The sequence below is a fragment of the Parasedimentitalea nitratireducens genome (assembly GCF_057444295.1).
In genome coordinates this window covers 56,361-69,694 of the sequence record NZ_JBYAXC010000004.1, presented here as the reverse complement: position 1 = coordinate 69,694, position 13,334 = coordinate 56,361, and the positions used below count along the sequence as shown (strand labels likewise).

At 56.5% G+C, this 13,334-nt stretch carries 17 protein-coding genes and 1 other RNA gene; 5 read left to right on the top strand and 13 right to left on the bottom strand.

Annotated features, from left to right (window positions below; genetic code table 11):
- Nucleotides 1-2: 2 nt before the first annotated feature.
- The 3 genes from AC2T28_RS13915 to AC2T28_RS13905 all read right to left on the bottom strand — a co-directional run bounded on the left by AC2T28_RS13915 (nucleotide 3) and on the right by AC2T28_RS13905 (nucleotide 2,669).
- The gene (locus AC2T28_RS13915; protein WP_486748877.1) at nucleotides 3-1,340 is read right to left on the bottom strand and encodes an 8-oxoguanine deaminase; all 1,338 of its coding nucleotides are present in this window, start codon (nucleotides 1,338-1,340) and stop codon (nucleotides 3-5) included.
- A 110-nt stretch (nucleotides 1,341-1,450) separates the two neighbouring features.
- Nucleotides 1,451-2,242 (bottom strand): histidinol-phosphatase, encoded by a 792-nt coding sequence (gene hisN / locus AC2T28_RS13910; RefSeq protein ID WP_486748878.1) that lies wholly within the window; start codon nucleotides 2,240-2,242, stop codon nucleotides 1,451-1,453.
- A 55-nt stretch (nucleotides 2,243-2,297) separates the two neighbouring features.
- The gene (locus AC2T28_RS13905; protein ID WP_486748879.1) at nucleotides 2,298-2,669 is read right to left on the bottom strand and encodes a helix-turn-helix domain-containing protein; all 372 of its coding nucleotides are present in this window, start codon (nucleotides 2,667-2,669) and stop codon (nucleotides 2,298-2,300) included.
- Nucleotides 2,670-3,033: 364 nt separating this feature from the next.
- On the opposite strand from AC2T28_RS13905, the gene AC2T28_RS13900 reads away from it, so the two are divergent.
- Nucleotides 3,034-3,981, top strand: a complete 948-nt coding sequence (locus AC2T28_RS13900) for an NADPH:quinone oxidoreductase family protein (protein WP_486748970.1) — start codon at nucleotides 3,034-3,036, stop codon at nucleotides 3,979-3,981.
- A gap of 529 nt (nucleotides 3,982-4,510) precedes the next feature.
- Entirely contained in the window at nucleotides 4,511-4,915 is a 405-nt protein-coding gene (locus AC2T28_RS13895; protein WP_486748880.1) for a hypothetical protein, read from the top strand.
- Between the two features lie 203 nt (nucleotides 4,916-5,118).
- Here AC2T28_RS13895 and AC2T28_RS13890 read toward each other — a convergent pair whose 3' ends face one another.
- Nucleotides 5,119-6,006, bottom strand: coding sequence for a LysR family transcriptional regulator (locus AC2T28_RS13890; RefSeq protein WP_486748881.1), 888 nt, complete (start codon nucleotides 6,004-6,006; stop codon nucleotides 5,119-5,121).
- A 127-nt stretch (nucleotides 6,007-6,133) separates the two neighbouring features.
- Between AC2T28_RS13890 and AC2T28_RS13885 the strand changes: the two genes are divergently transcribed.
- The 3 genes from AC2T28_RS13885 to AC2T28_RS13875 all read left to right on the top strand — a co-directional run bounded on the left by AC2T28_RS13885 (nucleotide 6,134) and on the right by AC2T28_RS13875 (nucleotide 7,818).
- Nucleotides 6,134-6,343 (top strand): DUF1127 domain-containing protein, encoded by a 210-nt coding sequence (locus AC2T28_RS13885; RefSeq protein WP_486748882.1) that lies wholly within the window; start codon nucleotides 6,134-6,136, stop codon nucleotides 6,341-6,343.
- 182 nt (nucleotides 6,344-6,525) lie between these two features.
- Nucleotides 6,526-7,263 carry a Bax inhibitor-1/YccA family protein gene (locus tag AC2T28_RS13880; protein WP_486748883.1) on the top strand — a complete coding sequence of 246 codons (738 nt, stop codon included), beginning with the start codon at nucleotides 6,526-6,528 and terminating at the stop codon, nucleotides 7,261-7,263.
- Nucleotides 7,264-7,344: 81 nt separating this feature from the next.
- Nucleotides 7,345-7,818: a GNAT family N-acetyltransferase gene (locus AC2T28_RS13875; RefSeq protein WP_486748884.1), complete on the top strand. Its 474-nt coding sequence runs from the start codon at nucleotides 7,345-7,347 to the stop codon at nucleotides 7,816-7,818.
- Between the two features lie 21 nt (nucleotides 7,819-7,839).
- Here AC2T28_RS13875 and AC2T28_RS13870 read toward each other — a convergent pair whose 3' ends face one another.
- From AC2T28_RS13870 to gatC, 9 genes are all read right to left on the bottom strand, one after another.
- On the bottom strand, nucleotides 7,840-7,989 hold the full coding sequence (locus AC2T28_RS13870) for a hypothetical protein (protein ID WP_486748885.1): 150 nt from the start codon (nucleotides 7,987-7,989) through the stop codon (nucleotides 7,840-7,842).
- A gap of 127 nt (nucleotides 7,990-8,116) precedes the next feature.
- Complete coding sequence (locus AC2T28_RS13865) at nucleotides 8,117-8,629, bottom strand: hypothetical protein (RefSeq protein WP_486748886.1); 513 nt, start codon at nucleotides 8,627-8,629, stop codon at nucleotides 8,117-8,119.
- Between the two features lie 72 nt (nucleotides 8,630-8,701).
- On the bottom strand, nucleotides 8,702-9,187 hold the full coding sequence (locus AC2T28_RS13860) for a GNAT family N-acetyltransferase (RefSeq protein WP_486748887.1): 486 nt from the start codon (nucleotides 9,185-9,187) through the stop codon (nucleotides 8,702-8,704).
- Between the two features lie 75 nt (nucleotides 9,188-9,262).
- Entirely contained in the window at nucleotides 9,263-9,430 is a 168-nt protein-coding gene (gene rpmG / locus AC2T28_RS13855) for a 50S ribosomal protein L33 (protein WP_008206879.1), read from the bottom strand.
- Between the two features lie 107 nt (nucleotides 9,431-9,537).
- Nucleotides 9,538-9,955, bottom strand: an RNA gene (rnpB, locus tag AC2T28_RS13850) — RNase P RNA component class A.
- 11 nt (nucleotides 9,956-9,966) lie between these two features.
- Nucleotides 9,967-10,659, bottom strand: coding sequence for an N-acetylmuramoyl-L-alanine amidase (locus AC2T28_RS13845; RefSeq protein ID WP_486748971.1), 693 nt, complete (start codon nucleotides 10,657-10,659; stop codon nucleotides 9,967-9,969).
- On the bottom strand, nucleotides 10,656-11,411 hold the full coding sequence (locus tag AC2T28_RS13840; protein WP_486748888.1) for a hypothetical protein: 756 nt from the start codon (nucleotides 11,409-11,411) through the stop codon (nucleotides 10,656-10,658). The genes AC2T28_RS13845 and AC2T28_RS13840 overlap by 4 nt, the downstream gene beginning before the upstream one ends.
- Before the next feature lie 40 nt (nucleotides 11,412-11,451).
- Nucleotides 11,452-12,939, bottom strand: coding sequence for an Asp-tRNA(Asn)/Glu-tRNA(Gln) amidotransferase subunit GatA (gene gatA, locus AC2T28_RS13835; protein ID WP_486748889.1), 1,488 nt, complete (start codon nucleotides 12,937-12,939; stop codon nucleotides 11,452-11,454).
- Between the two features lie 4 nt (nucleotides 12,940-12,943).
- The gene (gene gatC, locus AC2T28_RS13830; protein WP_167682559.1) at nucleotides 12,944-13,231 is read right to left on the bottom strand and encodes an Asp-tRNA(Asn)/Glu-tRNA(Gln) amidotransferase subunit GatC; all 288 of its coding nucleotides are present in this window, start codon (nucleotides 13,229-13,231) and stop codon (nucleotides 12,944-12,946) included.
- Nucleotides 13,232-13,334 lie beyond the last annotated feature (103 nt).

The window sequence follows — 13,334 nt, the reverse complement described above, 5'->3', positions numbered from 1 at the left end:
TATCAGTTCTCCATCAGACGCCGCGCCAACGCTGCATGGCGATGCAGCAATTGCGGTAGCTCCAACGTAGTGATTTCACCACTTCGCACAATCTGGCGCCCTTCAACGAACAAATGTTTCACCTGAGTAGGACCGGAAAGCAACAACGCCGCCGGGTCCCAGCTGCCACTCGAAGCCACCCCAGTGGTATCCCAAACCGCGATATCTGCCCGTTTGCCAGCGGCCAATCGTCCACAGTCCGGACGGCCCAGAATATCCGCCCCGCCCCGAGTGGCAATTTCCAACGCCTCATAGCCGCTCATCGCGTCAGCCCCGTTGGCCACACGTTGCAGCAACATGGTCTGGCGCGCTTCGGATATCAGGTTGGCGGAGTCATTGCTGGCTGATCCATCAACCCCCAGCCCCACCGGCACCCCAGCGTCGCGCATCTGCCGCACTGGGGCGATGCCACTGCCAAGTCGGCAATTGGAACAGGGACAATGGGACACACCAGTTCGGGTGCGGGCAAACAGGTCAATCTCGGTGACATCCAGCTTCACACAGTGCGCGTGCCAGACATCATCACCGGTCCATCCCAGCTCTTCGGCATATTGGCCGGGGCGGCAACCAAACTGCGCTTCCGAATAGGCGATGTCCTCGTCATTCTCAGCCAGATGGGTGTGCAGCATCACACCCTTGTCCCGCGCCAGTAGCGCCGCATCGCGCATCAAGTCGCGGCTGACCGAGAACGGCGAACAGGGCGCTAGGCCAACCCGGCACATCGAGCCTTCACTTGGATCATGGAACGCATCCACCACCCGGATCATATCGTTCAGAATGTATTCCTCCCGCTCCACCAGCGCATCCGGTGGCAGGCCTCCTTCACTCTCGCCAATGCTCATGGCGCCGCGTGTCGGTTGAAAGCGCAATCCAACACTAGCTGCCGCGTGAATGGTATCTTCCAGCCTCGATCCGTTGGGATACAGATACAGGTGATCCGAGCTCAGCGTGCAGCCTGACAATGCAAGCTCAACCAGCCCCAACTGGGCCGAGACAAACATCTCGTCCGGGCCAAAACGGCCCCAAATCGGATACAGCCGCTGCAACCAGCCAAATAGCAGTGCGTCTTGCGCCCCTGGCACTGCGCGGGTCAGGTTCTGATACAGATGGTGGTGGGTGTTGACCAAGCCGGGCGTGACCACACAGCCCGCCCCCGAGACCACCTCGCCCGTGGCTTGCAGCCCTTGCCCGACTTGGGCAACAACCCCGTCACGGATCAACAAGTCAGCACCGTGCAACACCCGACCATCATCATCCATGGTCAGAATTGTATCGGCGTTTTGAATAAGGATTTCTGGCATAGGCCCCTCACACTTCATTTAGGCCCGCTTCGGTACGAAGTGTGATTATGGCCGACAGAAGGGGCAAAGGACTCGGCGCCATTTCAAAATAGCGCAGAGCCTTGATCCGCTCAAGCGTCTTTCAAAAGATCGAGTGCCGCGGCATGTATCTGCGCATTGGCCGCTGCCAGCGCCCGTCCACCGTCATGTGCCGGGCCGCCTTGCCAATCGGTAACAATGCCACCCGCCGCCTGGATCACCGCAATTGGTCCTTGGATATCATAGGCGTTCAACCCGGCTTCGATCACCAGATCCACCTGCCCGGCAGCCAGCAAGGCATAGGCATAACAGTCCATACCATAGCGGGTCAGCTTGACCTGCTTGGAAACCCGCTCAAACCCAGCGCGATCCGAAGGCGTGCCAACTTCGGGGAATGTCGTAAACAACACTGCCTGACCCAAGTCCGCCGTTGTACGCGTTTTCAATGCACAACGCCCCAGTGGACCCGTCATTTCAGCAACATCTTCACTGCCAACAAACCGCTCACCGGTATAAGGCTGATCAACGATGCCCAGAAACGGGCCGTTGTCATCAGACAGCGCAATCAATACGCCCCAGGTTGGGGTGCCACTGATAAAACCACGGGTGCCGTCGATTGGGTCCAAAACCCAAGTGCGCCCCGATACCCCTGACGATTGGCCAAATTCTTCGCCCCAAATGCCATCATCTGGGCGGTGTTCTGCCAAAACGCTTCGCATCGCCTGCTCAGCGGCGCGGTCAGCGATTGTTACGGGGTCAAATCCATCCGCCAGTTTGTTCTCGGCACTCAGGTCGGAACGGCGGAAATGGGGCAGGATTGCACTACGGGCGGCATCCGCCAGCTTGTGGGCAATCTCAAGATCAGTAAACGCGGTTAAGGTCATCCCCATCGGTTGCCACTCAACCGCGCTTATTGCAAGCCCTAAGGCAGGTCGCGTATCAGGCGACGTCACTCAGCACGCGTGCCAGTTCAAACAGGCGACGGCGCTGGTTTTCCGGAATTGCGTAGTAAGACCGAACCAGATCGAGTGCTTCTTTGTCACCCATCAGATCAGCTGGAACCGCCGAAGCCTCAGCGCTGTCCTTGTCTTCGCCATCCAGGCCTTCAAAGAAGAAACTCACCGGAACTGTTAACGAGTCGGCGATATCCCACAACCGAGAAGCGCTGACACGGTTCGCACCGGTCTCATATTTCTGAATTTGCTGGAACTTGATGCCAACCTGCTCGGCGAGCTGCTGCTGCGTCATGCCAGTCAACCAACGGCGGTGTCTTATCCGCTTTCCCACATGCACGTCCACGGGATGAGCCATGCTTCTCTCCTTATAATAATCAATGGGTCTTGTGTTCGGGAGACCAAATCGAAACAAAAACCGGTCTATTCTAAACCGTTCTGTCTCTGCTTCATCCCCATCCAATCAACCGAACCCAACCACTGTTCTTAACTCTACGCTCTTCGAGGTTGAATTCAAGCCCAAGACCACCCGGTTTCCGGTGCCAATATTCCAAATAACTGATTTGAACAGTCTTTTTTTTCACGTTTCTGGCGAGATTCGGCGCATTCGCTCCTCCCCAAAAATAGCGAGGGCAGAATTAGCGTGATTCTCATTTGACAGGAAACGCTAAATTCCCCCTAACTAAGAAAAAATATGGATTTATAATATGCTTGCCTATCATATGCCTGCCTCAGGTTCTCCAGCCCAGCTTGCTAAAATTAATTGCAGTGACCCGCAGAAGGGGCAAATTCAGATAAAGATACTCGCCTGTGGATTGAACTTTGCAGATCTACTAATGCAAAATATGACCTACCAAGACACACCGCCCCTTCCCTTTACGCTCGGAATGGAACCGGCCGGGGTGGTCACCGCTCTGGGCGAGCAGGTTTCGACCTTCGCTGTTGGTGATCGTGTCGCTGTTTTTGGCGGCCAAGGTGGCCTGGCTGAGTTCGGCTGTTTTGACGTCGCCCGCGTGATGAAAATCCCCGATCACATGAGTTTTGAGCATGCCGCCGCCTTTCAGATTACCTACGGCACCGCCCACTTGGCACTGGATCACTGCGCCAGGCTGCAACCCGGCGAGACCCTCTTGGTCACCGGCGCCGCTGGCGGTGTGGGTCTTACGGCGGTTGAAATTGGCAAGTTGATGGGGGCACGGGTCATTGCCCAGGCCCGCGGCCCGGAAAAACTCGAGGTCGCGCAGGCTGCCGGGGCGGATCATCTGGTGGACGCCAGCGAAGATCTCCGCGAGACGGTCAAGGCGCTAGGTGGGGCGGATGTGGTCTATGACGTGATTGGTGGGGACGTCTGGAAATCCGCCTTTCGCGCCACCAATCCCGGCGGCCGGTTGCTGCCCATTGGATTTGCCGGTGGCGAAGTCCCCAAAATCCCGGCCAATCATCTGTTGGTTAAAAACCTGTCGGTGATCGGCTTCTATCTGGGCGGCTATCTGAAGTCCCACCCCGCCGTGGTGCACAAATCTATGAGCACCTTACTCGATTGGTATACTCAGGGCCGGATCACCCCTCACATCAGTCATTCCCTGCCATTGGAACAGGTAGAACAGGGCATGGAGCTGCTGCGCAGCCGCAAATCGACTGGCAAGGTGGTGATTACGATGGGGGGATAGTGGGTTTGGTTTAGTGTTGGCGAGCGGGGCTGTATTGCGCTCATGCTCATCAACCTCCAAAACTGGCCAATGTCTGCTTGGCGCCCAAAGTCACCCACGCTGCGCCGTAGCTAGTGTCCATTCTAACTGGTTGAACTTTGAGGTGAGGGATACCACCCTTGCTCTTTGTACGCCCCAAAAAAACTATGTGAGATTTCCAAGTGGCCCTATTTCGACTTACCGAAACCGAAGAACGCAGGTCGATGAACAGTCTTTTTGGCTACATTCATTCCAAAGCGGTAGAAAGCTCGGGTACGTTAAACCATCATTTCGACTCGACGTGGGAACATGCATGCCAATTTCTTTTGCATTTCGATCCGCAAGGCAAGACAGAGTTGGGCTACAGCCCAACAGTGACGTGTTCTCAAGCCCAGCATGCGATAGATGTAATGAGTTTGACCTCGCTTCCTTCCATCGAAGTCTTCTTGGATGTGGCACTTAGTATGAACAACCATTTCCACGGAATTGGCGCAAAACACTATCTGATCCAATGGTCTTTGATCCGAGGCTAGAACCCATTCTCCGAGAATTGGAGTTGCTTGATTCAGATGGTATGCCTACTAGGCCCTTACTTCTTGATGCAATCGATAGATGGCACTTTTTTGATCGGGAGACCAACGAGCCATCCATCGAAGTGAAGGCGTTTTTGGAAGAGGTTGCAGAAGACACTTGGCGAACAGCTTCCCAAGCCGACCAAAATCATGTTCTAGCCAGCCTAAAAAGCGGATCACTTTCCTTAGAAGGATGGTTCGCAAACCGCTGGCGCTTTGGTGTTTGGCTAAGCGACGACGAAATAGAGAGGAGCGAAGATCTGTTTGGCTTCCATTCGGCACTTAGCTGGCTTGTAGTTTTGTACATCAAAAACGGCTTAAAAGAAGCCCGGTATTTGACTTAGTCAAGGTACTCCGGGATCCACCAGTTTGTATTCTTGAAAATTGAAATGCCGACGAAAAACGGACCTCTGAATAACAAATCCAAATATCAGCAAAGTCCGAAATGCTGCCGTTGTATGCACGCGTTAGATAACCTCACCAATAATCAACTATTCAACACAGCCCCTGATCATCAGAGCTTTTCTACCAGCCGTGACCATCACCCCTAGGCCGCATGCCACTGGGCAGGCGCAAGTGGCGTAGACACACTGCTAAAGGCCTGCCGCAGGAACTCAGACATCTCACCCACGATATGAGAACCGGTTACTTCGGCGCCGTACAGGTTGATCTTTTGTACCGGCAGGTCCGGCAGGCTGCCACCATGGTCGATCTGCACCAGGTGCTGTGGTTCGGTGCCATCAATCATCGTTTGCACCGCCAGATCCGCTGCAACGGTCACCTCAATGGTGCGGTCGCTCTCGGTCTCGACAACCATATCCCACGAGATCCCCGCCTTATCCAGCCGTTCCACCGCCTTGGGGCGAAAGGTGCAATAGCGGCAAAACGCCATCGGCAGTGGGCGCTGTCGCCAGGCTGCCCCACCGGGCGCGCCAATCCAGCGCAGCGGACGCTCGGCCAGGGTTTCGCTTTCATCATTGCTGGTACTTTCGGTGGTCAGGATCAGGTCACACTCCCCCTTGGCAAACTGCTCTTTCAGCTGCCGGGTATTGCTGGCGACCATCTGCACCCGCACGCGGGGATAGGCGGCATTGAACCGTTGCAGCACCTTGGGGATCGCCGGATAGACGATGTCATACGGTACCCCCAGCACGATCTCCCCCTCATAGACCTGGTCGGTCAGCCGTCCAATCACCTCGTCATTCAGCGCTACCATACGGCGCGCATAGGCCAGCAACTGCTCGCCCGAGGCCGTCAGCGCAATGGTCCGGCCCGAGCGATCCAGCAGCTGTAGCCCCAGCAGTTCCTCAAGCCGCTTCAGCTGCATCGACACCGCCGATTGGGTCAAATGCAGAAATCCAGCTGCACGTGTCACACCGCCATTGTCGGCCACGGCTACAAAAGATCGCAGGGTGGTGATGTCGAGATTCCGCATGATCACAATCCTTGATGAGTCAGTTCAAAAACATTCGTTTCCAATATCAATCACATTCCGCCATATACATCAACAGAATTGATCAACAGATCGCTAAACATCAAAATCGCCGGAAAGGACAAAGACAATGACCTATATCACAAACACCTGCGCCCCGACAGCAACTCGCCCATCCCTGATCTCAGGCCTGACTGCGCGTTTGGACGCTTGGAAACAGCGTCGTGCCCTGAAAGCTCTGGATGACAGCGCGCTGGAAGACATCGGCCTGACTCGCCGCGAAGCCAACACTGAAGCCCGCCGTGCCTTCTGGGATGCACCACAGACATGGCGCTGCTAAGCCGGTAAAACACCGCCTAAATACATGATGAAAAGGACGGGAGCCCAGAATGGCCCCGTCCTTTCGCGTTTTTCCGTCAAATTGACTACGAAATACTTGAATATATACTGCGTTCACCCGATATTTAGCGGGAGCGCAGCCATTCGTGGCGATGCAAGTGATTTTAACGGAGACCAAGACAAATGTCACAATTTGACACTATCCGATCCGCCGCGGGTTCCCGCGCTGCCGAGATCGACGCGGGCCTTCGCGCCCACATGAACAAAGTCTACGGCACCATGTCCGTCGGCATGCTGATCACCTTTGCGGTTGCTTGGGCTGTTGGCTCCAACCCTCAGCTGTTGAGCATCTTCCGCGATCCTATGACGCTGCAGCCCAATATCCTGGGTTATATCGTGATGTTTGCCCCCCTTGGCATGATCTTCCTGTTTAGCGGCATGATCAATAAATTGTCCGCGGCAGGCGCTCAAACGTTCTTCTATGTATTCGCCTCGGTAATGGGCCTGTCACTTAGCTGGATTTTTGTCGCCTTCACCGGTTTCTCTATTGCTCAGGTATTCCTGATCACCTCAATCGCTTTTGCGGGCCTGTCCCTGTATGGCTACACAACCAAGAAAGACCTGTCCGCTATGGGCACTTTCTTGATCATGGGTTTAATTGGTCTGATCGTTGCAATGATCGTAAACATCTTCTTGCAATCTACAGCCGTGATGTTTGCCATCTCGGCGATCGGCGTGCTGATCTTTGCTGGCCTGACCGCCTATGACACCCAAAAAATCAAAACCACTTACCTGCAGATGGCCCACTCAGGAGATCAGGAGTGGTTGGGCAAGGCCGCGATCATGGGCGCGTTGAACCTCTATCTGGACTTCATCAACATGTTCATGTTCCTGCTCCAGCTGTTTGGTAACCGCGAATAACCGCACCACCCATACCAAGTTTAGCAAGGGGCGGATCACAGTGATCCGCCCCTTCTCGTTTTAGAACCAGTGAGACCTGTCATGAAGATCATCGATATCCCCGCAACCGAAGCCGCGCGTCTGGTGCCCTTGCTGCAAGACGTGCATTCCCTGCACGTGGAACACCAGCCCAACCGCTTTGCTGCCAATCCCAGCGACCCAGAACTGGCAAGCTGGCTGCAGGACCGGCTCAGCAGCGATGAGACATATGCGCTTGGTGCTGAAAGCCCCACTGGCGCCCTGCTTGGATATCTGATCTATCAAGTTGAACACCGCCCCGCCCTGCCCGTACGGGCCGCCGAGACACGGGCCATGTTGCATCAAATTAGTGTACAGGCCCCCTGGCAGCGCATGGGTGTGGGCAAAGCGTTGATGACAGAGATGAAAGCCCAGGTCCGAGCTAAGGGGATCGAGATCATTGCCACCACCTATGCGCCCTTCAACGCAGCCTCAGCAGCGCTGATGGCAGGCATGGGGCTTGCCCCGATTCTGACCATAGCGGAATGGCGCGCCTGACAAGGTCGCCAGCTCAGCCAATTACCCCTGCGGCCCCAAGTCCTGTGTGATCACAGCAGGCGGGGCGCTTACATGCTGGGGCGCATTGGCCGGATCAAATCGCATTGCGCCAATCACCAGGGCCAGCATCGCCAGCCCCAATACACGCATCACTCGCAAACAAACTTGCATCTCGCACCTCCATCTCAAGGATAGGCTGTGCGATGATTGCGGCAAGACCATGCCATTCTTTTAACGGTAACGCTGTTTCTATCAGCAATTTAGCTGGAATTGACTCTAGTCAGGACCGTGTTTCTGCTTAACCGCAGGACAGAGGGATCGCCAAGGCCTCGGGCTGGACCTGTGACCGGCCCGTGCGATAGACCTTGCCCTGATGGTGACAGCCGGTCAGCTGTGTCACGCCGCCCAGCAGGGCTTTGTCAGCACCCGGCTCCAGCACATCCGCCCCCAGAGATCTTGGCCCACGCCCCACCAGAAAGGCTTCACCTCCAACTTCGGCAATGCTAACCATAATTTTGTGCCCGGCAAGTTGCACCGAATTGGCAGACGAGGCACTGCCCCCCCCTGCAGCCATCGCCAGATTTGCCAGCTCAGCCTGATTATACGAGGAACTGCTAACCTGGTAGCGCGGTAGCGACGTCGATGCAGAGCCGGACTGCGAGGCCATCAGCCGCGCGTCAGCACTTGGCGCAGAAGAGGACAGACCAACAGGTTCACTGCCAATCCCGGTAAATCCTGCCCCCTGCGGCGCCGGGCCGCAAGATGTCAGAACAAGAACAGTTAGCGAAGTCAGAGCAAATATACGTGTCATGGCGATCCTGTTTGGCAGCAAGCATATGCAGCAGGCCTACGCGACAAATGGGGCATGAGTGGGGCAATTGGCTCAGCTAAGGAACTGCCGCATCGTAACGGCAGGAAAATGAATACCAGGGGCTAGTTGAATATCAATTTGCTTTTCAACCTCAAATCCCACCGACTGGTAAAACGCAACCGCGGTCAGCGTCGAAGCACATTCCAACTCTTGCAACCCCGACTGACGCGCCGTTTTGATACTATGCCCAAGGATCGCACGTCCTACCCCGCGGCGCAGCGCCCGGTCATCGGTTACCACATGGCGAATATGCCCCTTGTCCGCCCTCTGGCGATCCCGAGTCCATCCGCCAGCCCCCAGAATATCACTGTCCTCCACGGCAACGTAATAGCTGCCACATTCAATCAGCTCGGGCCGGGCCCGGCTAATGATAGGCAACGCCGTTACCAGCACCGATGGTGGATAGTCTGGCTTAAGAAGGATCGGATAGCTACGGGCCAATAGCGCATCAACCGCAGCAAAATCGGCTCTGGTCGAGGCACGAACGGTAAAACTCATGATGGGCTCCTGCAAAACGAAACAGGGCCCCGCAATTGCGAGACCCTGTTGTCTGTCAATCCTGACAAAAAAGGCTTACTTGATTTTGCCTTCTTTGTACTCGACGTGCTTGCGTACAACCGGGTCATACTTACGGATGACCATTTTCTCGGTCATTGTCCGTGCGTTCTTCTTGGTCACATAGAAGTGGCCGGTGCCCGCGGTCGAGTTCAGGCGGATTTTGATTGTGGTAGGCTTCGCCATTGTGCTTCTCCTGCGTCCGAAAAGGCAGGGGCCTTCCGGTAAATCTCTATTCGAGGTCGGCTTGTACCCTCCCCAGCCCCCAAGTCAATAGGATTCGGTGGGGATATTTGCGCAGAGGGCCTATAAGCCGGATTTTGTTCCGGGGTTACCCCCTTCGATGACCATTCCTCTAGGGCGCGCATTGCTGCGAACCTCAAGCTGCCAACCCGACCCCTCTCGGTTAAAGCGTACCTAGCGGCGATATCCCGTTGCCGGGATCAGCCCACGCGGGGGTCCTATTTGGCATTGCTCCTGGTGGGGCTTGCCGTGCCGCTCCTGTTGCCAGCAGCGCGGTGGTCTCTTACTCCACCGTTTCACCCTTACCGCGTTTTGCCAAAGGCGAACCTCTGACACGCCGCGGCGGTCTGTTTTCTGTGGCGCTATCCGTCAGGTTGCCCTGCCCGGGCGTTACCCGGCACCAATGCCTTATGGAGTCCGGACTTTCCTCGCGGGGCTTACGCCCCCCGCGGCCATCCAGCCCTCTGCGCAGGGCGTGGTTAGGTCGAAGTGATGGGCGGGTCAAGGGCCAGCGCACGTGCCAGCGACTTATCCGCCTCACACGGTTCCCCTTTGGCCCAGGGCCGGTAACGATCACGAATAGCACGCAATAGCTCTGTTTCGCTGGCTGCGCAGCTATATCCAGCTGCCAAAGCCAAATCTACAAACGGCAGGTCTGCCCCGGAAATGCCAGCTGGTGTTGGTCGTGCCAGACCGCGACGCGCCAGCCGAGACCAGTCAAACCGAGCCCCCGGATCAAACTTGCGCCCCGGTGCCATGTCGGAATGACCAATCACATTCTGGCTTGGGATCGCCCAGCGTGTCATGATCTCTGACAGCAGCTGTTCCAGCATTGCCATCTGCGGCTCGGCAAAGGGATGATCGCCGCGATTGTCCAACTCAATGCCAATGGAGCGAGAGTTAATGTCGTCCAGCCTACACCACTCCCCGGCACCGGCGTGCCAGGCGCGCTGATCTTCGGCCACCATCTGCCAGCAAGTCCCGTCAGCACCAATCAGATAATGGGCCGAGACCTCGACAGAAGGGGCGCACAGCCGTTGCAACGCCGCCTCGGCGCTGTCCATCGCAGTATAGTGGATCACGATCAGTTTGGGCGTCAGCCCATCGCGGCGCGGCCCGAAATTCGGACTTGGATGCCAGCAAGCTGCAGCGGTATCTGCCGCGCCGCTCAGTTCTGCACCGCGTGCTGGAACAACAATGGATCCCAGCCACAAGCATAGCCATCGCCATCGGGATCAAGGGTCAGACGATCCCGGCGCGGGCCGCCATTTTCAAGAAACGCCTGTTGCGCCATGTCGGCTGACCGATAACCGGCACAATTGCGCTCGGCCTTGGTCCGCAGATTGATACCCGCACGCGTATAAATACGATTGCCCAGCGGATTGGTCGCACTCAGCGCGTAACTTACAACGTTGGGGCCAGCAGTGCCCTGACGAACAGGAACCGGTGTCGGTTCGATCACTTGATACTGTGAACGGTTTTGCTCAATCCTGTCGGCATCACTTTCAATGGTTTGCCGAGCTGAAACAGCGTCAAAACTATTTTCATCCGAAATGCCAGCATTGCCGACCACAACTGGCGCCGGATTTGATGGGCTGGCCTCAACCGGAGCCTGACCGGAATTGGATTGCGCAGCCGACAGCGCCGCTGCGGTTTCGTTGGCGATATCCGCACCGCTAAGAGTACCAGCCGAAGTTGTTGTGGCTGGGCTACGTGGTGCAGCCGTGGGTGTGGTCAGCGGTGTGCTGTCCACCTTGATCGGCGGCACCAACGGTTCACCCGTGATGGTGCTCCCCGCTGGCAGCGGCGCGTCAAAGGGACTGGTGTCAAAACCGGCTTCGGCCCCGCTATCGGGAATAGGCGGCGTACAGGCAGCCAAGGCCAGTACACTGCCCACAGTGATGAGGGATACAAAGTTACGCATATTTATTACCTGCCGGTTCTGCTCGTGTTTGCGCGGATGCTTACCACCATTTGCCCGGTTTGGCTACAAACCCGGCTGCGTTCTCTAGCGCATAGGCGGTGTTCAGCAAATCACCCTCGTCCCATGGCTTACCAATCAGCTGCAGACCAAGCGGCAGACCCTGCGCATCCAGACCAGTCGGAACCGAGATCCCCGGCAGACCTGCCAGGTTCACAGTCACGGTGAAGACATCGTTCAGATACATCTGTACCGGATCCGCATCTGTCATCTCACCCAGACCAAAGGCCGCCGAAGGTGTCGCAGGGGTCAGGATCGCATCCACACCCGCAGCAAAGACATCCTCAAAATCTTTCTTGATCAGCGTACGCACGCGACGGGCGCGGTTGTAATAGGCGTCATAGAAACCAGCCGACAGAACATAAGTCCCGATCATCACCCGGCGCTGCACCTCGTGGCCAAAGCCCTCGGCGCGGGTTTTCTCGTACATCTCGGTAATGCCGTCACCCGCCTCAAGCGTGGCACGGTGGCCATAGCGCACGCCGTCATAACGGGCCAGATTGGACGAGGCCTCAGCTGGCGCAATCACATAATAGGCAGGCAACGCGTATTTGGTGTGCGGCAGCGAGATATCAACGATCTCGGCGCCAGCAGCTTTCAGCATCGCGGTGCCATCGGCCCAGAGCTGTTCGATTTCACCGGGCATACCGTCCATGCGGTATTCCTTGGGGATACCGATTTTCTTGCCCTTAATGTCGCCAGTCAGCATCGCCTCAAAATTCGGCACCGCCAGATCAGCCGAAGTCGAATCCTTGGCGTCATGGCCACACATGGCTTCCAACATGATGGCAGCATCACGCACCGACTTGGTCATCGGGCCAGCCTGATCCAGCGACGAGGCAAAGGCAACAGTGCCCCAGCGCGAGCAACGACCATAGGTGGGTTTGATGCCAACAGTGCCGGTGAAGGCTGCAGGCTGGCGGATCGAGCCACCAGTGTCGGTGCCGGTTGCGGCCAAACACAAATCAGCGGCCACAGCCGAAGCAGACCCACCGGATGAACCACCCGGTGTCAGCTCAGATTCACTGCCGTCACGACGCCAGGGGCTGACAGCATTGCCGTAAACTGAGGTCTCGTTAGACGAGCCCATGGCGAATTCGTCCATGTTCAGCTTGCCCAGCATCACCGCGCCATTGTCGATCAGGTTCTGCGATACAGTCGATTCATACTCGGGCTTGAAACCTTCAAGAATGCGACTGCCAGCCTGGGTGTCGACACCTTTGGTGCAGAACAGATCTTTGATGCCAATCGGCAGGCCACACATGGCAGGCGCATCGTCGCCCTTCAGGCGTTCATCTGCTGCTCTAGCGCGTTCCAGTGCCAGCTCAGGTGTTTTGTGGACAAAAGCATTCAGTGCGCCAGCAGCATCAATGGCCGTCAGGCAGGACTGGGTCAGCTCAACAGAAGTGGTTTCGCCTTTACGCAGCAGGTCGCGGGCCTCGGCCAGGCCCAGTTTGTTCAGATCAGTCATGCTCTTATTCCATTACCTTAGGCACAGCAAAGAAACCCTCGCGGGCGTCGGGGGCATTGGCCAGCACTTTGGGCTGTTGATTGCCATCGTTGACCACATCCTCGCGGCGTTTCAGACGCTGCGGCGTGACCGAAGTCATCGGCTCAACGCCTTCGACGTCAACTTCGTTCAGTTGCTCGATAAAGCCAAGGATGGTGTTGAACTCGTCTGCCAGCGCAGGCAGCGCGTCATCTTCTACCTTAATCCGGGCCAGTTTGGCCACTTTGGCGGCGGTGCTTTGGTCAATCGACATGGGAACCTCATATACGTTGCCTTGGCATTTACCGCTCTGGGCGCGCTGCTGCAAGCCTAGGTCGAACGGATATCGACCTTTGAGCAAAAATGGCTTGTCGGGA

What these genes read in the sequence shown, in the direction of transcription:
- AC2T28_RS13915 (WP_486748877.1), bottom strand. Translation starts at nt 1,340, where the DNA reads ATGCCAGAAATCCTTATTCAAAACGCCGATACAATTCTGACCATGGAT.
- hisN (WP_486748878.1), bottom strand. Translation starts at nt 2,242, where the DNA reads ATGACCTTAACCGCGTTTACTGATCTTGAGATTGCCCACAAGCTGGCG.
- AC2T28_RS13905 (WP_486748879.1), bottom strand. Translation starts at nt 2,669, where the DNA reads ATGGCTCATCCCGTGGACGTGCATGTGGGAAAGCGGATAAGACACCGC.
- AC2T28_RS13900 (WP_486748970.1), top strand. Translation starts at nt 3,034, where the DNA reads ATGCCTGCCTCAGGTTCTCCAGCCCAGCTTGCTAAAATTAATTGCAGT.
- AC2T28_RS13895 (WP_486748880.1), top strand. Translation starts at nt 4,511, where the DNA reads ATGGTCTTTGATCCGAGGCTAGAACCCATTCTCCGAGAATTGGAGTTG.
- AC2T28_RS13890 (WP_486748881.1), bottom strand. Translation starts at nt 6,006, where the DNA reads ATGCGGAATCTCGACATCACCACCCTGCGATCTTTTGTAGCCGTGGCC.
- AC2T28_RS13885 (WP_486748882.1), top strand. Translation starts at nt 6,134, where the DNA reads ATGACCTATATCACAAACACCTGCGCCCCGACAGCAACTCGCCCATCC.
- AC2T28_RS13880 (WP_486748883.1), top strand. Translation starts at nt 6,526, where the DNA reads ATGTCACAATTTGACACTATCCGATCCGCCGCGGGTTCCCGCGCTGCC.
- AC2T28_RS13875 (WP_486748884.1), top strand. Translation starts at nt 7,345, where the DNA reads ATGAAGATCATCGATATCCCCGCAACCGAAGCCGCGCGTCTGGTGCCC.
- AC2T28_RS13870 (WP_486748885.1), bottom strand. Translation starts at nt 7,989, where the DNA reads ATGCAAGTTTGTTTGCGAGTGATGCGTGTATTGGGGCTGGCGATGCTG.
- AC2T28_RS13865 (WP_486748886.1), bottom strand. Translation starts at nt 8,629, where the DNA reads ATGACACGTATATTTGCTCTGACTTCGCTAACTGTTCTTGTTCTGACA.
- AC2T28_RS13860 (WP_486748887.1), bottom strand. Translation starts at nt 9,187, where the DNA reads ATGAGTTTTACCGTTCGTGCCTCGACCAGAGCCGATTTTGCTGCGGTT.
- rpmG (WP_008206879.1), bottom strand. Translation starts at nt 9,430, where the DNA reads ATGGCGAAGCCTACCACAATCAAAATCCGCCTGAACTCGACCGCGGGC.
- AC2T28_RS13840 (WP_486748888.1), bottom strand. Translation starts at nt 11,411, where the DNA reads ATGCGTAACTTTGTATCCCTCATCACTGTGGGCAGTGTACTGGCCTTG.
- gatA (WP_486748889.1), bottom strand. Translation starts at nt 12,939, where the DNA reads ATGACTGATCTGAACAAACTGGGCCTGGCCGAGGCCCGCGACCTGCTG.
- gatC (WP_167682559.1), bottom strand. Translation starts at nt 13,231, where the DNA reads ATGTCGATTGACCAAAGCACCGCCGCCAAAGTGGCCAAACTGGCCCGG.